Origin of the sequence: Methanosarcina acetivorans C2A, from assembly GCF_000007345.1 — an archaeon.
Classification (GTDB): Archaea; Halobacteriota; Methanosarcinia; order Methanosarcinales; family Methanosarcinaceae; genus Methanosarcina; species Methanosarcina acetivorans.
Genome location: NC_003552.1, coordinates 4,782,446 through 4,808,511, shown reverse-complemented (window position 1 = coordinate 4,808,511; position 26,066 = coordinate 4,782,446). Strand labels below are relative to the sequence as shown.

Here is a 26,066-nt window from a genome sequence, read left to right as displayed (position 1 = left end):
CTACGTAGTGTGCACAGATTTTATCACAAAACCTGTTCATTTTTCAAATCTCGTGGACACTTTATCAGTGTAGAGTTTCTACTCCGTCATTTTAGAGGATTTGTAATTTTATAGAATAATGAACACACTGCCTTATGCGAGCGTTTTGTGAATATAGCTAGAAACATATACACATGTAAAAATAGGTTATCTGCATATCGTATGTCCGGGATGTACATGAAAACACTAATGAAGCGAATAAGAGGAATAGAATCATGAGGTGTAACATTTGAAAAGACGCCGCGTTGCCACCACCATTTCAGAGAAACATTGGGGATTATTAAAAAAGCACGCAGAAAAATTTGAAACACAACAAAAAGCCCTGGAACTAGCATTGGAATGTCTGGAAAACAATTCAAAACAGTGCCCGGAATTAACTCTTGAACAAAAATTTTGGCTGGGTTGTGAATCGATAGGTTCGGTTTGTTGTGTCCAAAAAGGAGCTTTAAAAATACTGATGGAAACTGCCAATTTTGAGCGATTTAAGGAATATGTGACAAAAAACAAACCCATAGAATGTGTAGTAGAGTTCTTTCTTCAGAAGTCTCTTAAGGAGTGCAGTCTGAAAGAAGTTGTAGATGGGCTAACGGTTGTTTTTAGAACATCACACCTGTTTGATACAGTAGACTGCAAGGACAATGGCGACTACTATTTGCTGGCACTAACTCATAGTCTGGGTCTTAATAATTCTAAATTAAATTTAACAACATTCAAAAGTTTATTTGAATCATACGGAGTCGATACCGAGAGTAGAATCTCCGAAAATACAATTTTTATGAAGGTATTTAAAGATAAATAGTTCGTAACTGGTGGCGGATCGAAAGACAGTTCGGCACCCGAATCCGCCGGCTCTTACGCAGGTATCTGAGTGTTTTTCTTCTCAACCCGGGTACGTTTGCAGTATTATGAGGAGTAAAACGATACATGTCAGCCCTGTTTCAACCATGAAGCCCTCCACGCAGGTTACTCGAAGACCGAGTTTTCTCCCGAATAGGGCGATATTTGTCGGAAGAGACGTCTTAACATAACCAATTCCAAGGTGTAGTACCCGGGCAATGAAGAGCATCTCAAGACACTGAAGAACGGTTATTTGTTCTATTACGACTATTGTGCCAGCTGCCGAAAGGACGGCTATCTGACTCAAAAAGCTTGCTGCAAATACAATTACTGCAGCATCCGGCAGTCGAAGGGGGTTCATGAGGGGTTGAAGCGTCTCTGCCGAGTACTCTGCCAGGCCCAGGTTAAGGATGATAATGAATAAAAATGTCGTTGGAACCAGGACAAGGGCAACCTTTCCGAACTCATGAAAACTTTTTTGAAGTACAGCTCCTGCTCTGGCTATGCACCCGGTTTCTTTTTCCTTCTCTTTTTCCTTTTCCTCTGAAATGGACAGTTCGGTATTATCTCCATGTTCCGAAGGATTTTTAAAAAGAATTTTTCTACCTATGAATATTCCGGCAACTGCAATACCAGCGAAAACCAGAAGTTCTAAAAAGAGGAGCAGCAATCCGATTTCATAACCAAGTACTGCGAGTGCAACAGGTGCTTGAAAAAATATTGCACTATGAAGCCCTTTTGGTAGCTGAGCGATCAGGACTGTCACAATGACGTCCCGCTCTCCGAGAATCCGCTTATGAAAGAAGGAAGAGAGCATGCCCATTCCCGACCAGGAGTTTAAAAAAAAGAAGGTGAGCACAGAAGAGCATGTTTTTGGAAGGCGGGCCATTTCCGTGATAGACGCCATGGGGATGCTGGTGTATTCTAGATACCGGGTTGCCCTCAGGAGATTTGATAGAAAAAAGCCGATAAATATCATCGGGAGCATTATCGAGAATAGCTTCATAGCTTCGGAAAAAATTAGGGAGTAATCCATATCCGGCTCCTCAAGAGGGGCATTACACTCTTAATTTAATCAGTCTTAATTTAATGAATGTATGGAAATCCGGAAGTTTCAATCCTCACTGACCGACCTGCAGGCAACCTTATGGATACCGCCTCTTAACCGGACCTCGCCAATCCGGCATTCCTGTCTGGCTGCTGTGCACCTCCCCGCATACGGACAACCTTCATCCGTGGGCTGAGATGCCTCAGGGTTTTGATATTCTGTTGTTTCACCACAAAAAGATGAGGCATTAATAAGTTCCTCTGTGTAGGGGTGCAGAGGGTTCCGGATCACGTCATCTGTCGGCCCCTCCTCTACAATCCTTCCCCGGAGCATCACCGCAATCCGGTTACACATCCATTTTACAACTTCAATATCATGGGATATGAGCACACAGGGTATCGAACGTTCTTTCTGTACTTTCTTTATCAATGTGAGAATTTGTGCCTGTACAGATAGATCAAGGTTTGATGTGGGTTCGTCTGCAACGATCAGTTTTGGGTTGAGACTAATTGCACGGGCAATGACTATTCTCTGAATTTCACCACCGCTTACTTCATGAGGGTAGCGATTCAGGATTTCCTCACGTATGTTCATATTCTGAATGATTTCCTGTACGGTATCTTCGATCAAATCTCTCTCCCCGGAGAGCTTCAGACCTTCCACAAGGGAATCTCCAATCCGCATCCTTGGGTTAAGCGAGGCTCTTGGGTCCTGAAAGATCATCTGGAGATTTGGCCAGTATCTCTGCAACTCTGATCCCCTGAGGCGTGTGATGTCGAGATCGCCAATTGTCACTCTTCCTCCTGTTGGATCCAGCAGGCGTACAAGCATCTTGCCCAGGGTTGTCTTTCCACACCCACTCTCTCCCACAATCCCGAAAATTTCAGTGCCCTTAATTGAAAAGCTCACATCCCTTACAGCATGCACTTCTTCCCTGTGTATTAAAAAACCACTGGTGTAGGTCTTGGAAAGGTGTTCAACTGCAAGCATAATGACACCGAACTCCCCTCTTCTCTCCGCATATGTTCTCTCCTCGTATATCCGGATGGTGCGTTGCACACTTCTCTTTTGCATATGGGCACCGGGGATGGAAACGACATCCGGTCGGGAGTTGTATCAGGCTCGGACTCATACCCGGTATCGAGTACATTCCCCTTGAAGGCATCGAAGACATCAAGCCCTGTGTGTAGGGGTGCCTGGGGTTGTCGAGTACGTCCTTTGCAGGCCCCCTCTCAACAATTTCACCTGCATACATCACCGCAAGATTTTCACAGATCTGTGCCGCGCCGATATCATGGGTGATCAGCAGGAGAGAACGCCCTGCGGTAATGCGATCTATCAGCTTCACGGTTTTGTTCCTGAGAATCGTGTCCAACCCGGTAGTTGGCTCGTCTGCGATGAGGAGGTCCGGATTTTGTGCAATGCCAATCGAGACCAAAACTCGCCTGTTCATCCCTCCTGAGAGTTGATGCGGATATCTGTTCGATACCTGCGGATCAAGTCCAACCGAGCTAAGGAGATCGAAAGCTTTCCGGTAGAGTTGTTTTTTATCCCGGGAACCTCCATTTGGTTGTATTGCTTTCCGAATCTGGCCCTTAATTTTCATAAGAGGGTCAAGGGAGGAGAGCTGTTGTGGGATCAAACCGATCTCTCCACCTCTGATCTTAACCATCTGGTCCTGCCCTGCACCCAGCAGATCTTGATTGTGAAAAATTATCTCCCCGGATACTCGTGCATTATATGGGAGGAGCTTTAGTATGGTCTGGGCAAGCACAGACTTGCCGCATCCGGATTCTCCTATAATGGCCATTCTTTCCCTTTCCTTCAGGTCAAAATCAAGGCCGTTCACTGCCTGTACCGGACCATTTGCCGTGAGAAATATTGTATTCAGATCTCTGACACGTAGAATGGGCTCTTTGCCTGTTTCACTGGTAAATTCAGACGATAAGTTATCCATGTTCTCTGTTCCCGTTCATTGAAAATCAGTTTTCTCTGCCCTCATCGGATCAATTCTCTTTTTCAACCAGTTACCCAGGCAGTTGAATGAGAGGACTGTAATAATGATGCACAGTCCCGGGAAGATCATCGTCTGCGGTGCGGTCTCCATAAAAGCGATACTTCCCTGAATCATCGCTCCCCACTCCGGGGTTGGGGGCTGGGCCCCGAGGCCGAGGAAGCTCAGGCCTGTGATATGAAGAATTGCGGATCCCACATCAAGTGTGGCGAGGGCAAATACAGGGGAGAGTACATTCGGGAGCACATGTTGCCTGATAATGTAGTATGAATTTCCCCCCATGAGCCGAGCTCCTTTGATAAAATCCTTCTCTTTTACCTGGAGGACAGATCCCCGTATAATTCGTGCATAACTTACCCACCACATCACCGAGAGTGCGATTACTATGTTGAAGAGTGAAGCCCCAAATAATCCGACCAGAGCTATAGAAAGGATTGTCCCCGGAAATGCCAGGAAGAGGTCTACAATACGCATGATGGTTTGATCAATAACACCTCCAAAAAATCCGGCAACTAAGCCTATGAAGGTACCGAGTATGGCACCGACGGCAACTACGGAGAGGGCAGTTACCAGCGAGGTCTGTGCCCCATAGATCACCCGGCTAAGAATATCCCGACCGTGATGGTCTGTTCCAAATGGGTGGTCTACTCCTGGTTTTGCAAGTCGGTTGTCAAGATCTACAGCATTCGGATCATGGGGGGCTAATGCACCTGGAAAGATAATCATTACTGCAAAGGCAAAGAGAGCCATACAGCTGATGACCACCTTTATACTCATACGTGAGGACTTGATCTGTAGGTAATGACAGCTCTGTTCTCGGTGACTGCTCTGTCCTCTTCCATACAAGCTGTTACCCATGAATGTTTCCTCCCGGTTTCATCCTTGGATCGATGCACACATACAGAATATCAACGAGAATATTGACGATCACAAATATCAGAGCTATAAGGAGCACAAATCCCGCAATGACAGGATAGTCTCTGCTCATTACCGATGTCAGAAGAAAGTTCCCTATTCCTGGCCACCCGAAAATTTGTTCGATGATCACAGTGCCGCCAAGGAGTGTTCCGATGTCGAGTCCTGCCTGGGTAACAACAGGGACGGAAGCGTTTCGAAACGCATGTTTCACCACAACCTCTCTTTCCCTCAGGCCTTTTGCATAGGCTTCGAAGACATAGTCTTCGGAGAGGGCGTCGAGCATGCTCTCTCTTGTTATCCTCAAAATTCTTGATATCTGGAGAAAACCGAGGGCCATTGTTGGAAGGATAAGGTGTTGTATCCCTCCATATCCGAATGAAGGGAGGATATCAAGATGGATCGAGAATATGAGGATGAGCAGCAGTGCAAGCCAGAAAGAAGGTATTGAGGTTCCCATCGATGCGATGAAGTTGCCAAATAGATCAACCGGGGAATGTGGCCTCATGGCTGACAATACACCAATGCTGGTGCCCACTACCAGTGCAAGCATCATCGCCGTCACCGCAAGGATGAATGTTGCCGGAAAACGGGTAGTAAATTCTTCCAGAACCGGATCACCTGTTCGGAGGGATATACCAAGGCTTCCGGAAAACAGGTTTGTCATCCAGGCAGCGTATTGTTTTAAGAAAGGTTGTTCAAGCCCGTGGCCGTTCATGAAAAGTAAAACAGCCTCTCTTGTCGGCTCATTTCCGGTTTCCTGTGTTAAAATGATCTCGGCCGGATTTCCCGGTGCAAAGTACATTATCGAAAATGCGAGAATTGATGCAAGAAAGATGGTTAGAAGGGCCCATGGTATCCTTCTTGCTAATAAGATAGGTATATCTCCGGCCATAATACACCTTCTTAAGGTTCGATACTAACCGTACTCAGGTCGAGTCCGTAGATCGAAGCAGAGAACGTGAAGCCTTTCACAGCCTTTCTATACGCAGCGATTTTCTCAATGTCATACAACGGCATACAGGCATACTTCTCCTGAATATACAGGTATGCGGCGCTATAATCTTCATCTGCACCGGTAGCGATGGCTGTTTCGATCAGCTGGTCGAGCTCAGCATCATGATAAGATACCGGCCATGACCCCCAGGTAGAGTGATACTTTCCGGTAAGCGGTCCTTCGGGCAGCCCGGGAACTCCCCAGCTGTGGTGCAGATACATGTCATAGTTGCCCTTTTGACGTTCTTCTCCTGCGGCACCGCTTTCAAGCACAAGGATATCCACTTCGACCCCGATCTTCTTCAGCTCACTCTGGATATAGACGGCAATCGAGTCGGAGTTTGCTTCACCCTGCGGAACGATATAGGTAAGTGTCAGTTTCTGTCCGTCCTTTTCCCGAATTTCATCGGCTCCGGCAACTACCCATCCTGCCTGGTCAAGGAGGTTCTTTGCTTTCTCCGGGTCATAGGTATATTCCGTCCCTGCAAGGTTGCTGGCCCATGGGTACGCAGGGGATACAACCGAATACGCAGGTTCTGCAGCGCTGGCGAGGAGTTCTTTAACCATCTTATCCCGGTCAAGCCCGAGGTTGATCGCCTCCCGGAGACGAATATCACTAAGCGCCCCCTCTTTACAGTTCAGTTCCACAACCTGATATCTTCCGTAGGACTGCTTTTCGACGATGATATCCGGATCGTTCATCATCTGGGGGATCTGCTCATATGGGACCGTTGAATGGTGGTCCGCCACTCCAATTATATCCACATCACCTGCACGCAACGCCGATACACTGGCATAGCTATCAGGAATTACCCGATAAGATATCCGGTCAATTAGCGTTCCTTCACCTGAGGCCGGATCATGTCTCACAAATTCTGCACTCTGTGCCTTTACATAGTTCTCAACCTCGAACTTCCCTGTCCCGATAAAGGATACGATCTCTCCATCGTTACTCCAGGCAGGTTCGACCGATGTTGGTGCGATGACATGGCTGTTCGACTCCGATGAGAGCGATTTGATGAAAGCTCCATATGGCTCTTTCAGAGTGACCTGTATTGTATGTTCATCGACCTCACTTACATCGGATATCTTTGAGAATGCGATATCGTTCTTCCTTGGCCCCTGACTGCACCATTCCAGGAACCATGCAGCAGAACTCGCGTTCCATTGCGTCCCGTCGTGGAACTCTATTCCCTTATTGAGTTGGAAAGTATAGGTTAATCCGTCATCAGACTCGTTCCATGAACTGACAAGATGGCCGGGAATAGTTTTTCCATTGGCATTGATGTCGAGGAAGACATCATACACATTCATCTTCATCTCTATTCTCGAATCAAAATCAGCGGGTCCGGCAACGATAAGCGTCTGAATGTTGTCTTCTTGGACATTGTCTTCTGTCTGAGCACTCTGTCCTAAACATCCCGCAGTGATAATCATCGCTCCGACAAAGCAGCAGAGTGCCAGGAATCTCAGGGGTATAAAACTTATTCTCTTCATCTTCAATCCTCTTTTGGTTTTTCAGCTGTGTAGCAGAACTGACCGTGCCCATGTGAAATTCTATATGGGTAGGGCATACGTCGGCTTTTCAGGGTTTCAATCTCGTGCATGGGCTCGGCGAAGACATGAGAGTATCCGACAGATTTCAGAAGGTCTAAAATGACTCCGGGTTTTACACCCCCGTTATATGGAAGGTTTACAGCCTGTCCTTTACTTCCAAGAGTGCGCCAAGGATTCCTTCTCTCTGAGAGGAGTATCCAGAGGTTCAAAACCTGTTTCTGGAGCGCATCTTCTCGCTCGTTGCGAGGCACGTGAAGGAAAAAGCAGAGCTTTCCTCCGGGCCTCAATACCCGCATCCATTCACGTACTGCAATATCCGGATGCGGAAGTGTCCAGAGAACCGCCCTGTTGACGATGGCATCGAAGGAGTTGTTTTCAAAACCAAGTTGTTCGGCATCATCCTGATGAAAATCGATTGATAATCCTCTCTCTTTTGCCTTGGCAGACGCACGAGCGATCATCTCCTCGGAGAGATCGATTCCCACAACCTCATACCCCATATCGGCAAGCATTAGTGAGAGAAAACCTGTTCCTGAACCAATATCAAGGATTTTTTCGGCATCATCCAGCTTTGACCTGAGGAGCCCCTTCCATGCTTCTTCCTCCTCTTTGCTGGCAGTATAATGGCCAGGAGATTTATCGAATGTTTGAGAACGATAATTCCAGAAATCTCTGATTATCTCTTTGTCTTCGTTCATCTGTCACCCTCCAGAAGGTTAAAAGTAGCTATAGTTGCAAGCTGGCCCCGGCCATAATACCCATTAATTCTCCTTTCAGAGTCTCCATGAATCAATATCTGGGGGCTCTGGGAACCTGTGCTAAACCTCTTTTTGTTCATCCAGTTCGACTGTTGTGATGCTCTCATGATGAGCATTAGAAGCGTGGATTACCCTGAGTCTTCCCTGAGAAAAATAGCTTACCAGGATAAGAACCTCAATCCAGGCATCTTCCGGGTTTCGGTTGTTATATCGGTCTCCATAATCGATCTCCGGATGGCATATACACTTCATTTTCGCCTCTTCTCAGGCCTATCAGTTTATAATGTGCTCATTTCAGGCTACAGATCGATATCCCTGTCTTTAATTTGCATCACGTTTATGGTACTATATATTGTCCTTTTCATGTTACTATTTGCTAAGTTAGTGACTTAATTGTATTCTTAGTATAAGTTACTATTGATTTTGTGTTACTAAATATTATTTTTACAACTCTATTTATTAATTGAGCTTATCTGGTCAGATTTTAATATCTATAATCTAACTTGACAATTTCATGTACAATCCTCTGAAAAAAGATTTCACATAGAAAAAAAAACACTGATTTAAAGTGCCAACTTTTGTTTGGCACAAAAGTACGTTTTACACGCTTTGCAATATCGTCTATGCAAAAAAAGCAAAGGAATTTGCAATCTTTCTGCGGGAAAGGGTGCTCTCCTTTTTCAGAAGTAACAAGAACTACCTCTGTATACAGAATAGGTTTGTACAGGTTATGAAATTGTAATTTTGTTCCAGAGTAACTCACTGTTATAACTTATGAATCAATCTTCTTGAGCGAAACTTACCGGTTTCTCTCCTATATTATTTCTCTTGAGCTCAGCGAAAAGAACCTCATACTTCAGAGCCGCAAATCTCAAAACTGATGTGGATTCTTGTGAATAAATGTGGGTAATTATGAATAAATATGGTTAGTATGAATAATTATAAGTTAGTATACTTAATTATGGGCTAATATGAATAAATGTAGATTAATATAAATAAATATAGGTTGCTATGAATGGATGTAGATCACTGTAAATATATCTAATTACCAGAAAACTTCGATTTCCTTGATCTCAAATCAAAACTCAAAGAAGAACTCTACTACTCTACTCTCCCATTCTAAATTTGTCCTCTTGAGCGAAGCGTAGCGCAGCGAAAAGGACTGCGGGCTCCCGAGTCGCAATTCGGGCGAGTCGCAATTCGGGCGAGTCACAATTCGAGAGTCAGAAGATGATCATATCCGAGGCTCTGAGCCTGACCATGCATTCGTCGCCCGTTCCTATTTTCAATGAGTCAAAGATGTGGTTTGCAACCTCTACCTTCAGGACGTCTTCGCTGTTTTTGAGAATAAGAGACATGACACGGCTGGTGCCTTTGTTCACCACGTTCATTATTATCCCATCAAAGAGATTTTTCCTGTCTTCCTGGCGGATAACGTGCATATTTTTCCTGTCCACAAGCTCGATATTCTCGGGCCTGATACCCCAGCTGACTCTGTCCCCTGCTTTGCGTTCTATATAAGGGGCGGTAATTTCCGTTCCGAGGGACCACAGGAAGGTGCACTCGGCTCCGTTTCCGTGTCTTCCTACCACGGCATTATCAAAGAGGTTTGAGAAGCCCACAAGTTCGGCCACATAACGGGTTTTTGGGTGGTAGAATATGTCCTCAGGGGTACCTATCTGCTGTACCCTGCCGTCTTCAAAGACTGCCATCCGGTCTGCCATGGTAAAAGCCTCGACAGGGTCGTGGGTGATGAAAATTACAGGAATCTTGAGTCTTTTCTGGATATCCCTCAGTTCTTTTCTCAATTTAAGGCGGACTACGGTGTCCAGAGCTGAAAAGGGCTCGTCCAGGAGCAGGACTTCCGGGTTTGGGGCAAGGGCCCGGGCAAGGGCAACTTTCTGTTTCTGCCCGCCTGAGAGCTCATCAGGGTAGGCAAACTCAAGTTCTTCTATCCCCACAAGGCCCAGCATCTCGTTTACCCGATCTGTTTTTTCCATGGAGCTCAGGCCTTTTAATCCGAACTCGATGTTCTGGCGCACGTTCATGTGCGGAAAGAGGGCATTTTCCTGAAACATGTACCCTATTTTCCGTTTCTGAGGGGGCAGATTCACTTTTTTCCTGCTGTCAAAGTACACGGTACCGTTAATCTTTATAGTTCCTGCGTCCGGGTTCTCAAGCCCTGCAATGCAGCGGAGAGCCGTGGTTTTACCTGAACCGGAACACCCGAACAGGACCACAAAATCGGAATTGGCATCAAAGCTGCAGTTCATTGAAAAGCTGGGGTTTTCACCTTTCTTTTTCCTGTTTTTCCTTCCGTAGAATTCCTTTTCAATGCCAACTTCAACAGTCATTCCCTACTCTCACCTTTTTTCATCGTTCTCCCAGTTTGCTGGTGGCTGCAATTGTTATGAATGACATGACAACAAGGATAAGCACAAGCAGGTTCGCGAGCTCATTATTTCCTGTCTGGTACGCTCCGTAAATAGAAAGAGGCATGGTGCTAGTCTTTCCCGGGATATTTCCTGCAACCATGAGGGTTGCTCCGAACTCTCCTACGGCCCTTGCAAAACTCAGGACGCAGCCTGCAATAATGCCTTTCTTTGCAAGAGGCAGGGTTATGAAGAGTGCAGTTTCGAACTCATTTCTCCCGAGAATACGGGATGCTTCCTCAACGTTCCTGTCTACTGCCCCGATGGCTGCGGTGGTGGTCTTTACCATCAGGGGCAAAGATACTACAAAAGCTGCAATGGCTGCTGCCTGCCAGGTAAAGAGGATTCCGCTCCCCGTAATTTTGGAGAAAATGCTTCCTATAACTCCGTTTTTTCCCAGCAGGATAACTAGAATGTACCCGGTTACCGTAGGGGGAAGAACCATTGGCATGGTAACCATAACGTCAGCTAATCCTTTCCCCGGAAACTCCCTTTTTGCCAGTACATAAGCAATTAAAATTCCCAGCGCTGTCACAAAGAGGGTTGCAATGACGGAAATCTTGAGGGTTAATAGAAGTGGTGTCGCGATTATTTGAAAGATTTCCATCAAATCCCTCCCTTTTTTATTGTTTTTCCGGCTCTGGGAACCTTAGATCGCTTTCTTTTTTCTCATTCACATTTACTGTTTTTCATTCTCTATCAGGAGTTTCTGAATTCCGGGAGGCATTACCGGAAGACGTTATGAAGCTGAAAAGCCTTATTTGACGTGATCGGAAGTATCAGCTTTTTGTTTTCACTCTCACTGCGCTTCCTCTATGCAGTCATCTCCTGCTCCCTGACCGGCATATGCAGCCGGTTCTACCTGTACAGGTGCGGTGAAGGTGTCAGTAGCTTCAAGGATGGTGTTTGTGATCCTGTCCAGAAGTTCCAGGGCTCCCCTGTATCCGACAGTAAGGATACGCTGTGCTCCTACCCTGTCGTGGATTGGCAGGCCAACCCTTACAAGGGGGATATTGCGTGCCTTGGCAATGTATCTCCCGTTTGAGTTCCCTATCAGGATTTCAGGGCTGCATTCACCGACAGCATCATTGAGGGTGTCAAAGTCAATGCCGTTCAGAACCACAGGTTCCAGTTCCGGCCTGATCTCTTCAAAGATTTGTTTTATTCTCTTTTCAAAGTCCCGGCTTTTGCTTCCGGTAGCTACCAGGACGGGGTTAATCCCGAGTTCCAGCATGAAAGTCGTCAGACTAAACACAGTGTCCGGGTCTCCGTAGACTGCTGCCTTTACTCCGTAAAGGTACTTGTGCACGTCCACCATGGAGTCGAGGAGTCTTCCCCTTTCTTTCTGGTATTTCTCAGGGATTGGGCAGCCAAGGATGCGGACCAGTTCCGTAAAGAAAAGGTCGTTGTTTAAGAGTCCTATGGGTATGGGCACATTGTGTCCGGGAACCCCGTGGGAAGCTTCAAGGTATTTTACAGCCAGATTCGTGCTGACAATCCCCAGACCTAGGCTTGCTTTGCTGTTGGGCATGTCAGCAATCTCGGAAAGTGGAGTGCCTCCGGGTGCTATTTTGGGGAGTTCTTCCCCCAGGGGCGCATCAAAGGTCTCGGAAATGTCCGGGAGGAAGATGTAATCCCCTGCAGTCTCTGCAAGGATTTCTTTGAGTTCTCTCACATCAGCCGGGGAGATGCTCTCAACCGGGATAAGGTTGAGTTTGCCGTTTGAAGCTTCTATCGCATCAGTTTCTTCTTCCATGTCAGGCTTTTTTGCTTCCCTGACATTTGCCTTTGCCTTTTCTTTTTCCAGGATTTCCGTATACTCCATAATCTCCATGTTTTCCATGCAATCCATAAGCTCGACGTCTTCCGGGCTTTTCGATTCTTCCGGGCTTTCAGGCTTTTCCGTAAACTTCCTGACAACGGCGTCCAGGGCTTTTATATAGCCGCTTACATGGCTTTCCCCGTAGCTGGGGGTGGAAACGGGTATGATTATGATATCTTTTTCGAGATCGTCTCCGATCCCTTCTTCCTCTTTAAATTCCCTGATTATCGCAGGGACATCATCGCCGATTGTTTCGGCAAGACAGGTGGTTGCAACGCCTATTACTTTCGGTTTATATCTGTTGATGACGTTTCTAAGTCCCTTCTTCAGGTTTTCCCTGCCCCCGTAGACTGCTCCTTTTTCGCTGAGGGAGCTTGAGGCGATATCTACAGGTTCCCTGAAGTGGTGGGCAAGGTGCAGACGCATATAGGTGCTGCATCCCTGGGAGCCGTGGTAGAGGACCATGGTGTTTTCGACCCCTTTAAAGGCAAGGGCACTTCCCATGGGCTGGCACATTACACAGGGGTTCACGGTTGCATAGTTTCTTTTAGTCATTTTATTGCCTCCTCTATACCTCACTCTCAACTGCAACATCTGACCTGGAGCGCAAAAACTCCGGTTTCAGGGCTGCACCTTTACACTTCTTTACATACGGTTTTTCGGAAGTTTTTTCTTCAACGGTGGCTTTTTCCTGTCCCAATTCTACAGTGGCTTTTTCCGGTTCCACAAATTCGGGCTCAAGGGTCCTCTGCCTGACTGCTTTCCAGACAGGGCTGTTAATCGAGGCATCCACTTCCTTTGCGAAGTTTACAAAGCCGTCAAAGCCTTCGAACTCCACCACCCTGTCGTGGTTGAAGTCGCAGAAGGCAACTCCCAGCTTGTATGCGATAAACCTCTCTTTAACGCCTGCAACCATCAGGTCGGCTTTCTGTTTCACGAGTAAGTCTGCAAGTTCCAGGGGGTTTGCATCGTCCACGATGACCGTCCCGTCCCTGACTGAATAGCTGATCTGCTCATAGTCTTCCTTTTTCCCGGTCTGGGTCCCGATGATTACCACTTCCATGCCGAGTTCCGCAAAACCTTTGATAAGCGTGAGGGCTTTTGCAGGGCCTCCCATATAGATGGCGGCCTTTTTCCCTTTGACTCTCTCTCTGACCCGGGAAATTTCAGGCATTATCCGGTTCGTTTCGGTCTCCAGGATTTCTTCTGCTATCTTTTTCATCTCTTCGGAGCCAAAGTATTCCGCAGTCTTCCGAAGAGCAATGGAAATATCTTCGATTCCGAAGAAACTTATGGTCTGGTATGGAATCCCGTACTCTTTCTGCATCCATTTTGCAAGGTAGGTCATTGACCCGCTGCACTGGACGAGGTTGAGGTCTGCTTCCGCTGCCCTTGAGATGGATTCGGCAGTCGAATCCCCGGTCATGGAGACTATGACTTCGATTCCCATCCGTTCAAAGAGAGGTTTGACGAGCCAGACGTCCCCGGCTACGTTGAAGTCTCCGAGGATATTGATCTTTGGCCTGTTGACTTCAGGACCTGCATCGGGCTTCTTTACTTCCGGTTTTTTGATAAGCTGCTTTAAGGCGTCGCAAGCAGCCTTGTATCCGTCAGACTTGTTACCTTTGAAGCCTTCGGATTTTACAGGGATTACCGGGATATTGTGCTTTTTACTTGCTGTCTTGCAGACCGATTCCAGGTCGTCTCCGATAATTCCTACAATGCATGTGGAATACACGAAAATGACCGGAGGATGGTAGATGCCTACCAGCTCGTCGATCGCGTTTGAAAGTTTTTTCTCTCCTCCGAAGACAACATCGATCTCCTTCATGTCCGTACTGAAACTGCTGCGGTTAGTTTCGACCCCGCTGGACTTTGCCCCTCTTATGTCCCAGGTATAGCCTGCACAGCCTATAGGGCCGTGGACCAGGTGGACTGCGTCGGTTACGGGGTTTAGGACAACCCTTGCCCCCGAATATACACATGCCCGCTGGCTGATGGCTCCTGCAAGAGAGTTATTGTCGCAAGCAAGGGGAATTACATCCCCCTTTTCCTGCTTTCTGGTGATGTACGGTTGCCTTTCTTCGAGAGTATCCACTATCCCGGTTAATTCTTTCATCTCTTTCACTCCCCTCTGCTTCTGTTTTCAGAATTGCAGCGGCGGTTTTCCACTTTTTCAAATTTTTAATTTATCAGTTTGTATATCATCTCTGAGATGTGTTCAGATCACTACCTTTATATTCAGGCTTCTCTCTTACTGGATGGTTTCAAGCAACCAGTCAGGTGCGTCTCTATCTTTCCTGTCAAGCAGGGTATTTCCTATGCGCTCCACCAGTCGTGCAGCTCCAGCGTACCCCATGATCGGGAAATAGTGCAGGTTTGCCCGGTCCATAATCGGGAAGCCTACTCTGACCAGGGGCACATCCTCTGCCCTTGATATGAATTTCCCGTATGTGTTGCCGATTAGGAGGTCCACGGGCTTTCGCTTGATGATCTGGTGGAGCATGAAGAGGTCCCCTCCCGAAATGATATCGGCGTCCGGGTACTCGGAACCTATGAGTGCTTCGATTTCTTTTTCAAATTCAGAGTTCTGAGTGCCGGTGAGCACCACACTAGGTTCCATGCCCATTTCCAGCACAAGGCTCGTGAGGCCTGAAAGTATATCAGGGTCACCGTAAATGGCTACTTTCTTTCCGTGGTAATGGGGGTGGGCGTCAGTCATCATGTCAACAAGTCTTCCCCTCTCGTCTTCAAGTTCGGGGGGAATCGCTACGTTGGCAAGTTTTGCTGCATTCATGATGAAACGATCGGTGTTTCTGATCCCTATGGGGGTGGGCCCTATTTTTGCCGGGACTTTGTAGCGGCTTTCCAGTATCTTTGCTGCAGCCCCGCCTGCCATCCTGCAGAGGGCAATCGTCCCGAGGGAATTTGCGGAATCTTCTATGTCTCCTATCGGTGTCCCACCTTTGGGGTAGAAGGTATGTTCTTTTGTCAGGGGCGCATCAAAGACGTCAGTGGTGTCCGGGAAGACAATACTGGAAATTCCCATTATCGAGAGTATGCGTTTGATTTCCCTGATGTCTGCAGGTTCTACAAAGCCGGGGATGATGTTAAGTTTCCCGTTTGGCTTGCTTTTGCTGGCAAAGGTGGTTACGAAAGACTTTACCATGTTGTCATAGCCGGTTATGTGGGTACCGACATAACTTGGAGTGGAAGCTGCACAGATTTTGATGGACGGGTCAATAAGCTCTTCAGCGCTCACATCTTCTAAGATGACTCCAACATCGTCTCCAATAGTTTCTGCCACGCAGGTAGTGTGAATGGCGATTACTTCAGGCTGGTATACGGTTGTAAGGTTGACGAGAGCTTCCTTCAGGTTTGCAGCTCCTCCGAAAACGGCGGTTCCTTCGGAAAAACTGCTGGTAGTCGCCAGTGCAGCTTCTCTGTAGTGCCTGCTCAGGCACATACGCAGGTAAGAAAGGCAGCCCTGGGATCCGTGGCTGTGGGGCATGCAGTTGTGCACACCGAGAGCCGCATAAACGGCTCCTATTGGTTGACAGATTTTTGCAGGGTTGATGGTGATGGCTGAACGTTCCACTTCTTCACATGGGGTATAATCAAGCATTTTTTACACCTCTTTACTTTTTTGTTTTTACTCCGCTCCTTCACCTTTCCACGGCGGGTTTATGAACCTCCAGGTGGGGCTGTGAATAGCCATATCAATATCCCGTGCGAAATTCAGGACTCCGGAAAAGCCTGTGTAACGTCCGCTGTAATCATAGGAGTGAATTTGCCTTGAGGGGACTCCTATTTTCTGAGCCCAGTACTTGTCCTTAATCCCGGAACAGAATATATCGGGTTTGAGGGCTTTTACGAGGAATTCGGTCTCATGGTGGTTAAGGTCGTCAACGACAATAGTCCCATCCTTCATTTCGGGGAAAAGTCCCTCGTAGTCCATGAGCCCGATTTTCTCTTTCAGTTCTGTAATTCGTTCAGCGTTAATGGAAGGCTTGAAGTTTTCTTCTCTTTCGTAATGTACATCCTCAAGAATGGACCCAAGGGCTTTTTCCTTAATGTGGGGAATGATCTGTCTACCTTCATAGTCATCCCTGTGGGCGAACTGGTAGCCTGCAACAACAACCTTCATGCCGAGTTCTTCAAAGAGGTTTATATAGTGGTGGCTCCTTGAGCCTCCGGCATAGATGAAAGCGGTTTTTCCCTGGAGTTTTTCCCTGTATCTTTCGATTTCATCCGCGTATTTTGCTTTTTCTTCAGCAATAACTTCTTCTGTTTTCCGGGTAAGTTCTGGGTCGTCAAAGAACTCTGCCATTTTTCGCAGGGATTTTTCAGTTCCTTTCGTACCGATGTAATTTACCTTCAGCCATGGAACTCCGTATTTTTCTTCCATCATCCTGTTAGTGTAGTTGATAGAACGGTGGCAGAGCAGGATACTGAGTTTTGCCTGATGGGCCTGCGAAATTTTGTGGAATGATCCGTCTCCGGTTAAACTTGAGATAATTCTATATCCTATTTTTTCGAGGATTGGCTTGATTTCCCAGAGGTCCCCTCCTATATTGTACTCCCCGAAGATGTTTATGTCAAAGGGAGTGGGGTCCTTGATATCCTCGGTCCCTATCAGGTGTTCCATCAGGGAGTTGCTTGCAATGTGGTGGCCTGCCGACTGGCTGACTCCCCTATATCCTTCACAGCGGGCGGGGATTACCTTGATTCCATGCTCTTCTTCGGCTTCTCTTGCAACAGATTCGATATCGTCTCCGATAAGCCCTACAGGGCAGGTTGCACAGATTGTGATAGCGCCCGGATTGAAGATTTTTACAACCTCATCAATGGCTTTTTTGAGCTTTTTCTCTCCTCCAAAGACGATATCGGTTTCCTTCATATCCGTGCATACGGAGTAATTCATATAGTTGTCTTCGCCTTCTTCTGCCTTTGCAAGGTTTCGCCTGGTACCCCAGGTGAAGTAAGCACAACCTATGGGGCCGTGAACCAGGTGGACCATATCCTTTATAGGCCCGAAGACCACACCCTTGGTCCCTGCAAAGGCACAGCCACGGTTTGTGAGGATTCCGGGAATTACTTTATCGTCGGCTTCAATGTGCTGTTCGGCGGCACAGTCCCTGACAACTATGTGTTTTCTTCTGTCCCTGGCAGCTTTTTCCGGGAGCACCTTCAAAATGTTGTCAACAATCAGTTGTTTGTCTTCAATTTCCGCTCCCATTCTTACATCAACTCCTTGCTTATGGTCGCTTCACCGCTTTCTCCGGTTCGGATGCGGATTGCTTCAGTGATGTTTGACACGAAAATCTTTCCGTCTCCTGCATTTCCGGTCTGGTTAACCTCTATGATTTTCTGGACCACTTCGCTTACGTTTTCATCATCCACAACGACGGTGAACATACGTTTTGGAATGAAACGAATGCAGGTCTCGGCTTCCTTTTCCGGATCTGGTAGTGGTGGATTAAATTCAAAGCAGAGCCCTCTTTGTTTTCCGCGGCCCATGACCCTTCTTACGGTAAACGAAGGAAAGCCGCATCCAAGCAGGGCATTCTTTGTTTTCTGGACCTTGTTCATCCTGATTATTGCCGTAATTTCTTTCATGGGGATTTCCCTCCGAAAAGCCGGTTTTAAAGCCCGGCTTTTCCCGTCCTTATGGTGTATGCTTCTTCCACGGGGTTTACGAAGATCCTTCCATCCCCATACTTCCCGGTTCTTGCAGCTTCCATTATGGTCTTTATAACTTTGTCCTTGTGTTCGTCTTCGACTACCATCAGAAGCATGGTTTTCTGCAATTCGTCATAGTGGATGTCTGCAATGTGAATCCCTTTTTGCTTCCCTCTTCCGAAGACTTCCATTTTTGTAAGGGAAATACAGCCCTCTTTTTCCAGGCACTCGACAACCTTTGATTCCATTCCCGGTCTTATGACTGCTCTTATCATTTGCATCGTTTTCATCTCCTCTGGGTCTTAACAGTTACAGCTCAACGATTCCGAATTCTACCATCATAGCTTCTAACTCTTCCATCGGGAGTGGGGTTGGAACCACGAGTTTGTTGTTGTTCTGGACGTTGTCTGCAAGGGTGAGGTATTCCTTTGCCTGGTCGGATTCTCGATCAAAGTCGATTACTGTCTTTCTGTTGATTTCTGCCCTCTGGACGATGTTGTCTCTGGGCACGAAGTGGATCAGGTGACTTCCCAGTTTCTTTGCGAATGCTTCAAGGAGTTCACGTTCTCCATCTACTTTCCTGCTGTTACAGATGATGCCTCCGAGACGGGCTCCACCTTTAGCGAATTTGGCCAGACCTTTGCAGATATTGTTTGCTGCATAAATTGCCATCAGTTCTCCACTGGCCACGATGTAAATTTCCTTGGCTTTTCCTTCGCGGATAGGCATGGCAAAACCACCGCATACAACGTCACCAAGCACGTCGTAGAATACATAGTCAAGATCGTCAGTGTAAGCTCCCAGGTTTTCGAGCAGTCCGATGGAGGTGATAATACCTCGGCCTGCGCATCCTACCCCCGGTTCAGGACCCCCGGATTCTACACATTTGATGCCTCCAAAGCCTGGCTGCAGAACAGTATCAAGGTCGATTCCTTCGTCACCTTCGCTTCTAAGAGTGTCAAGTACGGTCTTCTGGTTCAGGCCTCCAAGCAGCATTCTGGTAGAGTCTGCTTTTGGGTCGCACCCTACAAGAAGAATATTGTTCCCCATAGTCGAGAGGGCCGCAGTAAGATTCTGCGTAGTAGTTGATTTTCCAATGCCGCCCTTTCCATAAATTGCTATTTGTCTCATTTTTTCCTTGCTCCTTTATTTTCGTCGGCTACCGGAAGCCGGTAACCGTTGTACTATCTAATTGTATATATAATTAACCCTTGATTTAAGATACTTATTTGTTGACTTTTTGCTTGCTTTTTAATAATTATTGGTTCACAATTCGTCTGAATTGCGGTGCTGAATTTGGATCATGGGGCTCTTTCGAACTTCCAAAATCCCTTCTTTTTATGTTCCAGTTCCTTCACCCCGTTATGCTCGGAAGACGGTAACCGTTGTACTATGTAGTTCTATTTAAATCTTTCTACACTTGGGCATGTTCCTTCTTTCTTATCTATTTGCCAGACAGAATTTTGAACCTTTATTTTGAGGGTTACACTACCTGATTGTGGGGATTAAAACACCTGAAACAGCACTATTCGTTTCTTGGCTTCAGGAAAGGATTAATAAACAATTCCTCAGTAAACTGCAAAGACTAAAAATAAACAACAGTGAGACCTTTTCATGATTCCAAAAGCCTCTTACGATGTCATCGTTGTGGGTGCGGGCCCTTCAGGTTCCACCGCTGCCCTGCATTCCGCAAAGAATGGGGCTTCTGTCCTGCTTCTCGATAAAAAAAGAGAAATTGGAAACCCCATCCAGTGTGCCGGTTTTCTTCCGGATGCCTCGGAAGTGCAGGCCCTGCTGCCTGAGGCCAAGCTGCCTGAAACCCTGAAAAACTATCCCGACTCCTGCGTACTGCAGCATATCAAAACCCAGCGGATCATCCCCCCAAACGGCAATGTAAAAGAGTTTGCCGTCCGGGGCAGAGTCCTTGACCGCCGCCGCTATGACCAGTTCCTGGCTGAGCAAGCTGCTGCGGCAGGGGCCGAACTGATGGCAAAAACCAGGGTGACACGGGTGGAAGGTACAAAGGTTGAAACTTCAGGGGTCTTCGGGAAACATATCCTGAAAGCAAAGGTGGTTATTGGAGCTGACGGCCCTAATTCTCTTGTCGCAAAATCAAAAGGTCTTGCCATGAAACCCGAATCAAAGGAAACCTCTGTTGCCCTTGAGTACCAGGTCCGGAACGTTGATATTGACCCGGACGCCCTTGAGATGTATTTCGGAAAAGATTATGTCCCGGGCGGTTATGCATGGATTTTTCCGGAAGGCGAGAGGCGGGCAAACGTAGGAATCGGAATCCGAAGTGGAATGGCCGAAAAAGGGATTTCTGCAAAAGATTACCTTCACCGTTTTATGCGGGATCACCCTCTAGCCGCCCCGAAGCTGAAAAACGCTATTATAATGAATGTCGTTGCAGGCATTATTCCCATAAATGGAGCCCCTGCAAACACTGCAACCGAAGATACTCTGATCGCAGGGGATGCCGCCGGGCATATCATCGCAACAAACGGTGGGGGGATCCCTCCTGCAATGATTGCCGGAAAAATTGCGGGAGAAACTGCAGCTGAATTTGCCGCCGGGAAATGCAAGCTTGAAGCTTACGACAGGCGCTGGAGAGTTCAGTTTGGGTCGGCTCTAGAAACTTCGGTACAGGCGAGACAGATCATGGACGGGATCATGAAATCTGATGCTCTGATGAATGCGGCTTTCAAGTTTATTTCCCCTGAACAGATGAAGGTCATGCAGTGCGGAAAACTTCCCGGACCTGTAAAACTCGGGCTTCAGGCCCTGAGCCGCGGAAAAAAGTAATGGTGGTTCTGGCAGTCAGGCAAAATCAGCCCTTCAGGCAAAATCGGCCTGTCAGGGAATTTTTCCGGAACACTTTTTCGTTTTTTAACTTTCTGTTCCCTCAGCTTTAGGTTCTTCTCCTTTCTCCCCGTGAGTTTCCGATGAGCCTTCTTTCTCCTCTTCAACCGGCTTTTCTGCTGCCCCGATCTTCCTCAATTCTGTTTCTGCATCTTCTTTATTGTATTTTGCCTCCGGATAGTTGGGTCTTATCTCAAGCGCTTTGTCAAAAGAGGCAATGGCTTCTTCATACTGCTTGAGCATCACAAATTCAAGCCCTCTGAGGTTCCAGGCTCCTGCAAAATCGGGCTTTAAAGCCAGGACTTTATCGAAGTACTCAATCTTCTTTTCAGGGTCAGTTTCAGAAACAGCAAGTCCGTACCATTCTTCTACGGTTTTTCCTTCGAGTTTCTTTTTGAACAGTTTGTCCAGAAATCCCAATAGCATCACTTCCCATTAAATATATGCGGGGTCGGTAGAAATAGCTGGTGATGCTTATCGACCCCATATTTTAAAAACAGATGTAATGAGATAGTAAATATACTGAAAAGAGCGTTTTCCCTGCTGAGTTGTTGTGGAAATTCCATGCCGGTCGGGATTCTTATTATCTCTTTTTTTAGGTGGGTTCAGTCGTCCAGGAGGTACAGGGAAAGGAAATATTTGTGTAAAATCAGTGCCTGTAAACAGGATTTAATGGTAAATGTTTATTTTCCTCCGTGAGCGAGTTTGATGGAGGGGTCTTTTTTGTGTCCTCTTATGTCGCTTCCGCATGGAGGCGGATTTTTCTGGATTTTGTTTTTCTTCGAGGTACCGGATTTTCAGTTTTTTTCATCATGTTCCCGGTTTTAATTCGGTTTCCTTCATCTTTTTTTCCAGATTTTTCCTGTTATACTTTGCTTCCTTGTACTTTGGGCAGATTGAAAGAGCCTTGTTGTAGCATTCCATGGCTTTTTCATACTCTCCCATCCCGGCATAGGCGTTTCCGAGCACGGTCCAGCCGCCTACGAAATTCGGTTTTAACTCTACTGTGTTTTTGAAGTATTCTACCTTTTTCTCAGGGTCTTTTTCCATTGCCCCGAGTTCAAACCAGTCATGAGAATTCTTACCGTCTATCTTTTTCAGGAAAATCTTTTCAAAGGAACTGGAAAGTCCCAAAGCCTCACCTCATTTTTCACTATTTTTTTATTTGTTCTCTTTCTATATTTATTCAACCCTATTTTTCAACCCCTCTGGTTTTTCACTTCTAATGTATAAGGTTTCTTATATTTCTCTGGAACAGGATTCTTTGATTTTTTGAGCTCTCTGTAGAAAAATATATAAGGTTCCAGAAAGATTCCCGAAGAAACTATCAGATAATAGCTGTCAGAAGATAGCTTCCGGAGAAATGATTTCAGGAAAAAAGTAGAAAATTGAAATCAAAAACAAAAAAGTTTGAAATGAAAGTTTGCCTGCTTATATTGAAAGCAGGGCACTTTCATTGTAAAGGCTTTCAAAGTCCGAGCTTATTTCCAGTTTTGTAATGTTGCCCAGGGTAGTTACGTTGTATGCCACTCCACGTTCGCTCGAGTTTGCCTGATAAACTGCGATCTTTTCATCTACTTCAGGTTCAGGGTTAAGGTAGATGGTTGTCTGCACGTAACTTCCGTCATCCAGCTTTTTGAGATCCATGTAATACTGTTCTGCAGGAATATCCGTGGAATTTGTTTTTGTGACTACTTCTTGGTAGATGCTTCCTTCCGGATCCGCCTGGCTCAATATCTGGTCGTATTCCGAGCTGGAAGTTGCATTTCCTTCAAGGACGCTGATGACGTTTGCCACACTCTGGATGGGGCCTATGATTGAGGGGCTTCCGACAACGTTCCAGATGTTGTAGGTCCCGTTTGTCCGGTCGAGGATCTGGTACCCTTCATATGGCATTGTCGATGTGTTCTGGAGGGGTACGTCAATTTTCTGCTCAGGAATCTGGTGCAGCTCAAAACCGCTTTCATCGGCATAACTTGCTCCGTATCTCTTCGTAACATCAGCTCCATAAGAGAAGGAAGCATTCATGGTCTGTCCGTTTCCGAAGATAGCTTCCAGGGGAGTTCCTTCGGTTTTTTGAAGGTCGACATATATCGCATTCGTCACTCCTTCAGGTGACATTTCCAATCCGTCGATAATGGAATTAAAATCGTGCTGGACGTGTTTGCCTGGGATCTGAGAGAACTGGACTGTGACATAATCTGCTCCGGTTTCCGAAGTCGTTACGTCATTATCATCGTTTTTATTATTGCCCGTAGCCGTGAAATATATCATAAAAGCTGAGAGAAACATTGTTAAGGCTAGGAAGATAGCCAGATATTTCTGGTTTTTTGTTGCAGGATCCTTTCGTTTCATAAATGAAACCTCATAACATAAGGTAAATTATTCTGAATGTAAAAAACACACATGGTATCTAAATCTATTGTCATAAAAAAGTTTTCGCATCCTATTTCCGAAAAATGAAAAAACTTGTGGGATTAATTGGAATCCTAGTCCTAAATTTCCTTTTTAAAAGGCTCGATTTGAATTTCCGTTCAGTCCAGAGTCAGGATCTTGAGCATGTTTGTGCCTCCTGGTTTTCCGGAAGCAGGTCCCTGGGTGAAAACTACGAGCTCTCCGCTTTTTGCAAATCCCAGTTCCTTTGCCTTTTCCGTGGTCTCCGTTTCCCAGTTTTCAGAGACTTCTTTTACTATTATCGGATAAACCCCATAGGACAAGGCAAGGGAGCTACAGGTTTTCGGGAAGCGGGTGAAAGCCAGGATCCAGGGTTCAGGCTTGAAGCGGGAAAGCCTGCGCGGGGTTGCTCCGCTTCGGGTTGGGGTGAGTACAACGGCTACAGGAAGCTTTTGCAGGGCTTCGTGTACCTGGAGAGCGATTACCTCGTCCACTGACATTTTCTGTGCCGTAATTCCCTTGAGCATTGTGTCAAGTCCCCACTTCGTTCGGGAGCGCCAGTTTTCTGTTGTTTTTGCAATTTTTGCCATCATCTCCACAGTTTCCACGGGATAGTTCCCAACTGCGGTTTCTTCCGAGAGCATGACCGCGTCCGTCCCGTCAAGGATGGCGTTGGCAACGTCTGTAGCCTCCGCCCTTGTAGGCCTGATGTTGTCGGTCATGGAGGCCAGCATGTGGGTTGCAGTAATTACGGGGATGCTCAGGAGCTTTGCACTCCGGATGAGTTCTTTCTGGACCGAAGGTACTTCTTGGATAGGAATCTCAACTCCCAGGTCTCCTCTGGCAACCATCAGGGCATCGGTTTCCTCAAGGATCTCTTCTATATTCTGGACCGCCTGGCTCCGTTCGATTTTTGAGACAACGTATACAGGTTTTCCCATGGTTGAAGCAAAATTCCGGACTTTTCGGATATCTTCGGCTTTTTCCACAAAAGAGATGCTGACTGCGTCAACTTCTTCGTTCAGGGCAAACTCAAGGATTTTGAAGTCATGTTCCGTCACAGAGTCCAGGTAAATTTTTGCCCCTGGCAGGTTCAGCCCTTTATGGGAGTAGAGTTGTCCTCCGACCATAACTTCGCAGACTACATCTTTTCCCGAGATTTCCAGGCAGAGGAGCTGGATAAATCCGTCACTCAGGTAGATAAGGCTTCCCGGGGAGACGCTCTCAGGGAGCTGTTTGTAGTTGACCGGGATGCGGTCCTCGCTTCCAGAAGTCTCGTCAGTGGTAAGGGTTATTCGGTTCCCTTTATGGAGCATAAGCGGCTCTTTTTTGAGCTTGCCTACGCGAATTTTCGGGCCTGGGAGGTCGGCAAGGATAGCAACTGTCCTGTCAAGCTCTTCTGCAACCTTTCGGACCCTCCGGATAACTTTTCCGTGGCTCTCGAAGTCTCCGTGGGAAAAGTTAATCCTTGCAACGTTCATTCCCGCAAGCACCAGTTTCCTGAGGACTTCCTCGGAGAAGGAAGCAGGGCCTATGGTGCAGACGATCTTTGTTTTATGGTCAGGGATTTGCATATTTTCACGGCCGTTTATATTCACGTTTATATTCACTGCCGTTTTTAGAACTGTTATTTTCGATTGTTATTTTTAGCAAACTTACGCTGCTTATTGCTGCCTGCTTACTTCCCCCTGTAAATCTTCAGGGCTTCTTCAGCGCTTGTGTCTTCCACGGTTATGGCGTAGATTGCGTTGCACATGCGGACAGCTTCATCCAGGGATTTCTGGTGGATGTTTCTTCCGGTTGCATTCCCCTGAGCCCTGGAGATGTGGATCTGGTCGTGGAGCTTTTTGAGGAAAGCTTCGGCTTCATCGCTTGAACCGCCAGCACAAACAACTTTTGTGCGTCCGGCTGCTTTGATGGCTTCTTTGAAAATCTCGGCGGATTTTTCTCCTTCCTTTTTCGGGTAATTGACCTTTACAAAGTCAGTCCCGAGACAGGCTCCTACTCCTGTTGCCCCTGCGATCAGGTGCGGGTCCTTTTCGTCTTTTACGGCAGCTCCGCGGGGATAAATCCAGAGTACTGAGACCATCCCATGCTGATGGGCGTCGTAAACTACCTGGGCGGCCTGCACAAGCATTTCGGCTTCATACTCGCTGCCAAGATAAATTGTATACCCGACCCCAAGGATATTGAGCCCGCTGTTTTCCTTAAACTCAGCTACCTGGTCGACATCATACCAGAGGTTGCTGAAGGGATCTGCTTGGGAAGTGCCAACGAGATGGGTCTTGGAGTTCACCTTCACGAGATAAGGGACGTCTTTATAGTCCATGCCATAGCGGGCAATCAGCCCGAGCTGGGTTGCAAAAACTCCTATTTTGGACCGGGCTGCAATCCTGAAAAGGTGTTCAGGATCAGCATCGTCTTCAGGAACTCCTTCTTCAAAAAAGTCATCATTCAGGTGCTCTACTTTCTGGTCTCCTGCAAAAAGCATGAGCCTTCCGGTGCCTTTTGTAATTTCCATGTAGTTTTTCACGTATGTCTCACGCATTGCTTTCGGGACGTCTAAAGGTACGATTACGCCTTCTTCGTTAATTGAAACCATATATATAAACCTCAGTCTGATTGAGTAACAGTCAATTGGATGGTAAGTGGTACCAGAGGATTTGGTTGAAAGGTAGGTAGTAATGAATAGAAATGATTTATCTAGTTA

General features: G+C 46.7%; 25 protein-coding genes. 3 read left to right on the top strand and 22 right to left on the bottom strand.

Annotated elements, in window-relative coordinates:
- The first annotated feature begins 268 nt into the window (after positions 1–268).
- A complete protein-coding gene (locus tag MA_RS20420; RefSeq protein ID WP_011023807.1) occupies positions 269–838 on the top strand; it encodes a hypothetical protein in 570 nt (189 codons plus the stop codon).
- Between the two features lie 81 nt (positions 839–919).
- Here the strand turns inward: MA_RS20420 and MA_RS20415 are convergent, their stop codons facing one another.
- Positions 920–1,693 (bottom strand): hypothetical protein, encoded by a 774-nt coding sequence (locus tag MA_RS20415; RefSeq protein ID WP_048065842.1) that lies wholly within the window; start codon positions 1,691–1,693, stop codon positions 920–922.
- Here MA_RS20415 and MA_RS20410 point away from each other — a divergent pair.
- Complete coding sequence (locus MA_RS20410) at positions 1,692–1,907, top strand: hypothetical protein (RefSeq protein WP_048065841.1); 216 nt, start codon at positions 1,692–1,694, stop codon at positions 1,905–1,907. The two genes, MA_RS20415 and MA_RS20410, sit on opposite strands and share 2 nt — an antisense overlap.
- Before the next feature lie 83 nt (positions 1,908–1,990).
- On the opposite strand, the gene MA_RS20405 is transcribed toward MA_RS20410, so the two are convergent.
- From MA_RS20405 to nifH, 16 genes are all read right to left on the bottom strand, one after another.
- Complete coding sequence (locus tag MA_RS20405; RefSeq protein ID WP_052279211.1) at positions 1,991–2,914, bottom strand: ABC transporter ATP-binding protein; 924 nt, start codon at positions 2,912–2,914, stop codon at positions 1,991–1,993.
- On the bottom strand, positions 2,901–3,881 hold the full coding sequence (locus MA_RS20400; RefSeq protein ID WP_011023804.1) for an ABC transporter ATP-binding protein: 981 nt from the start codon (positions 3,879–3,881) through the stop codon (positions 2,901–2,903). Before MA_RS20400 ends, MA_RS20405 begins: the two co-directional genes overlap by 14 nt.
- Positions 3,882–3,896: 15 nt before the next feature.
- The gene (nikC, locus tag MA_RS20395) at positions 3,897–4,688 is read right to left on the bottom strand and encodes a nickel transporter permease (RefSeq protein ID WP_226990669.1); all 792 of its coding nucleotides are present in this window, start codon (positions 4,686–4,688) and stop codon (positions 3,897–3,899) included.
- Between the two features lie 100 nt (positions 4,689–4,788).
- A complete protein-coding gene (locus MA_RS20390) occupies positions 4,789–5,748 on the bottom strand; it encodes an ABC transporter permease (protein WP_011023802.1) in 960 nt (319 codons plus the stop codon).
- 11 nt (positions 5,749–5,759) lie between these two features.
- A complete protein-coding gene (locus tag MA_RS20385) occupies positions 5,760–7,346 on the bottom strand; it encodes an ABC transporter substrate-binding protein (protein ID WP_048065840.1) in 1,587 nt (528 codons plus the stop codon).
- A 2-nt stretch (positions 7,347–7,348) separates the two neighbouring features.
- Positions 7,349–8,104: a class I SAM-dependent methyltransferase gene (locus MA_RS20380; RefSeq protein WP_011023800.1), complete on the bottom strand. Its 756-nt coding sequence runs from the start codon at positions 8,102–8,104 to the stop codon at positions 7,349–7,351.
- Positions 8,105–8,224: 120 nt separating this feature from the next.
- A complete protein-coding gene (locus MA_RS20375; protein ID WP_048065839.1) occupies positions 8,225–8,416 on the bottom strand; it encodes a hypothetical protein in 192 nt (63 codons plus the stop codon).
- 971 nt (positions 8,417–9,387) lie between these two features.
- Positions 9,388–10,518, bottom strand: a complete 1,131-nt coding sequence (locus tag MA_RS20370) for an ABC transporter ATP-binding protein (protein WP_011023799.1) — start codon at positions 10,516–10,518, stop codon at positions 9,388–9,390.
- Positions 10,519–10,537: 19 nt separating this feature from the next.
- The gene (gene modB, locus MA_RS20365) at positions 10,538–11,203 is read right to left on the bottom strand and encodes a molybdate ABC transporter permease subunit (protein ID WP_048065838.1); all 666 of its coding nucleotides are present in this window, start codon (positions 11,201–11,203) and stop codon (positions 10,538–10,540) included.
- Positions 11,204–11,395: 192 nt separating this feature from the next.
- Positions 11,396–12,973, bottom strand: a complete 1,578-nt coding sequence (locus MA_RS20360; protein ID WP_011023797.1) for a nitrogenase component 1 — start codon at positions 12,971–12,973, stop codon at positions 11,396–11,398.
- Positions 12,974–12,986: 13 nt separating this feature from the next.
- Positions 12,987–14,537: a nitrogenase iron-molybdenum cofactor biosynthesis protein NifE gene (gene nifE / locus MA_RS20355; RefSeq protein ID WP_011023796.1), complete on the bottom strand. Its 1,551-nt coding sequence runs from the start codon at positions 14,535–14,537 to the stop codon at positions 12,987–12,989.
- 135 nt (positions 14,538–14,672) lie between these two features.
- A complete protein-coding gene (nifK, locus tag MA_RS20350; protein WP_011023795.1) occupies positions 14,673–16,043 on the bottom strand; it encodes a nitrogenase molybdenum-iron protein subunit beta in 1,371 nt (456 codons plus the stop codon).
- Between the two features lie 27 nt (positions 16,044–16,070).
- Positions 16,071–17,657 (bottom strand): nitrogenase molybdenum-iron protein alpha chain, encoded by a 1,587-nt coding sequence (gene nifD, locus MA_RS20345; protein ID WP_011023794.1) that lies wholly within the window; start codon positions 17,655–17,657, stop codon positions 16,071–16,073.
- Positions 17,658–17,659: 2 nt separating this feature from the next.
- Positions 17,660–18,037: a P-II family nitrogen regulator gene (locus tag MA_RS20340; protein ID WP_011023793.1), complete on the bottom strand. Its 378-nt coding sequence runs from the start codon at positions 18,035–18,037 to the stop codon at positions 17,660–17,662.
- 26 nt (positions 18,038–18,063) lie between these two features.
- The gene (locus MA_RS20335) at positions 18,064–18,381 is read right to left on the bottom strand and encodes a P-II family nitrogen regulator (protein ID WP_048065837.1); all 318 of its coding nucleotides are present in this window, start codon (positions 18,379–18,381) and stop codon (positions 18,064–18,066) included.
- Positions 18,382–18,409: 28 nt separating this feature from the next.
- Positions 18,410–19,231 carry a nitrogenase iron protein gene (gene nifH / locus MA_RS20330; protein WP_011023791.1) on the bottom strand — a complete coding sequence of 274 codons (822 nt, stop codon included), beginning with the start codon at positions 19,229–19,231 and terminating at the stop codon, positions 18,410–18,412.
- A gap of 483 nt (positions 19,232–19,714) precedes the next feature.
- Here nifH and MA_RS20325 point away from each other — a divergent pair, with 483 nt between their 5' ends.
- Positions 19,715–20,905, top strand: a complete 1,191-nt coding sequence (locus MA_RS20325; protein WP_011023790.1) for a geranylgeranyl reductase family protein — start codon at positions 19,715–19,717, stop codon at positions 20,903–20,905.
- 84 nt (positions 20,906–20,989) lie between these two features.
- On the opposite strand, the gene MA_RS20320 is transcribed toward MA_RS20325, so the two are convergent.
- The 5 genes from MA_RS20320 to MA_RS20300 form a co-directional block, all read right to left on the bottom strand.
- Entirely contained in the window at positions 20,990–21,388 is a 399-nt protein-coding gene (locus MA_RS20320) for a tetratricopeptide repeat protein (protein ID WP_048065836.1), read from the bottom strand.
- 384 nt (positions 21,389–21,772) lie between these two features.
- Positions 21,773–22,096, bottom strand: coding sequence for a tetratricopeptide repeat protein (locus tag MA_RS20315; protein ID WP_011023788.1), 324 nt, complete (start codon positions 22,094–22,096; stop codon positions 21,773–21,775).
- A 297-nt stretch (positions 22,097–22,393) separates the two neighbouring features.
- Positions 22,394–23,317 (bottom strand): hypothetical protein, encoded by a 924-nt coding sequence (locus MA_RS20310; protein ID WP_011023787.1) that lies wholly within the window; start codon positions 23,315–23,317, stop codon positions 22,394–22,396.
- 179 nt (positions 23,318–23,496) lie between these two features.
- On the bottom strand, positions 23,497–24,930 hold the full coding sequence (gene pyk / locus MA_RS20305; protein ID WP_048066546.1) for a pyruvate kinase: 1,434 nt from the start codon (positions 24,928–24,930) through the stop codon (positions 23,497–23,499).
- A gap of 104 nt (positions 24,931–25,034) precedes the next feature.
- The gene (locus tag MA_RS20300; RefSeq protein ID WP_048065835.1) at positions 25,035–25,958 is read right to left on the bottom strand and encodes an aldolase; all 924 of its coding nucleotides are present in this window, start codon (positions 25,956–25,958) and stop codon (positions 25,035–25,037) included.
- Between the last annotated feature and the right edge of the window lie 108 nt (positions 25,959–26,066).

Excerpts from the sequence above, each read along its gene's own strand:
- nifH (WP_011023791.1), bottom strand. The coding sequence starts at position 19,231 with ATGAGACAAATAGCAATTTATGGAAAGGGCGGCATTGGAAAATCAACT.
- nikC (WP_226990669.1), bottom strand. The coding sequence starts at position 4,688 with ATGGCTCTCTTTGCCTTTGCAGTAATGATTATCTTTCCAGGTGCATTA.
- MA_RS20300 (WP_048065835.1), bottom strand. The coding sequence starts at position 25,958 with ATGGTTTCAATTAACGAAGAAGGCGTAATCGTACCTTTAGACGTCCCG.
- MA_RS20335 (WP_048065837.1), bottom strand. The coding sequence starts at position 18,381 with ATGCAAATGATAAGAGCAGTCATAAGACCGGGAATGGAATCAAAGGTT.
- modB (WP_048065838.1), bottom strand. The coding sequence starts at position 11,203 with ATGGAAATCTTTCAAATAATCGCGACACCACTTCTATTAACCCTCAAG.
- pyk (WP_048066546.1), bottom strand. The coding sequence starts at position 24,930 with ATGCAAATCCCTGACCATAAAACAAAGATCGTCTGCACCATAGGCCCT.
- nifD (WP_011023794.1), bottom strand. The coding sequence starts at position 17,657 with ATGGGAGCGGAAATTGAAGACAAACAACTGATTGTTGACAACATTTTG.
- nifE (WP_011023796.1), bottom strand. The coding sequence starts at position 14,537 with ATGAAAGAATTAACCGGGATAGTGGATACTCTCGAAGAAAGGCAACCG.
- MA_RS20385 (WP_048065840.1), bottom strand. The coding sequence starts at position 7,346 with ATGAAGAGAATAAGTTTTATACCCCTGAGATTCCTGGCACTCTGCTGC.
- MA_RS20375 (WP_048065839.1), bottom strand. The coding sequence starts at position 8,416 with ATGAAGTGTATATGCCATCCGGAGATCGATTATGGAGACCGATATAAC.
- MA_RS20320 (WP_048065836.1), bottom strand. The coding sequence starts at position 21,388 with ATGCTATTGGGATTTCTGGACAAACTGTTCAAAAAGAAACTCGAAGGA.
- MA_RS20380 (WP_011023800.1), bottom strand. The coding sequence starts at position 8,104 with ATGAACGAAGACAAAGAGATAATCAGAGATTTCTGGAATTATCGTTCT.
- MA_RS20325 (WP_011023790.1), top strand. The coding sequence starts at position 19,715 with ATGATTCCAAAAGCCTCTTACGATGTCATCGTTGTGGGTGCGGGCCCT.
- MA_RS20310 (WP_011023787.1), bottom strand. The coding sequence starts at position 23,317 with ATGAAACGAAAGGATCCTGCAACAAAAAACCAGAAATATCTGGCTATC.
- MA_RS20390 (WP_011023802.1), bottom strand. The coding sequence starts at position 5,748 with ATGGCCGGAGATATACCTATCTTATTAGCAAGAAGGATACCATGGGCC.
- MA_RS20405 (WP_052279211.1), bottom strand. The coding sequence starts at position 2,914 with ATGCTTGCAGTTGAACACCTTTCCAAGACCTACACCAGTGGTTTTTTA.
- MA_RS20410 (WP_048065841.1), top strand. The coding sequence starts at position 1,692 with ATGCCCATTCCCGACCAGGAGTTTAAAAAAAAGAAGGTGAGCACAGAA.
- nifK (WP_011023795.1), bottom strand. The coding sequence starts at position 16,043 with ATGCTTGATTATACCCCATGTGAAGAAGTGGAACGTTCAGCCATCACC.
- MA_RS20340 (WP_011023793.1), bottom strand. The coding sequence starts at position 18,037 with ATGAAAGAAATTACGGCAATAATCAGGATGAACAAGGTCCAGAAAACA.
- MA_RS20415 (WP_048065842.1), bottom strand. The coding sequence starts at position 1,693 with ATGCTCTCTTCCTTCTTTCATAAGCGGATTCTCGGAGAGCGGGACGTC.
- MA_RS20370 (WP_011023799.1), bottom strand. The coding sequence starts at position 10,518 with ATGACTGTTGAAGTTGGCATTGAAAAGGAATTCTACGGAAGGAAAAAC.
- MA_RS20400 (WP_011023804.1), bottom strand. The coding sequence starts at position 3,881 with ATGGATAACTTATCGTCTGAATTTACCAGTGAAACAGGCAAAGAGCCC.
- MA_RS20360 (WP_011023797.1), bottom strand. The coding sequence starts at position 12,973 with ATGACTAAAAGAAACTATGCAACCGTGAACCCCTGTGTAATGTGCCAG.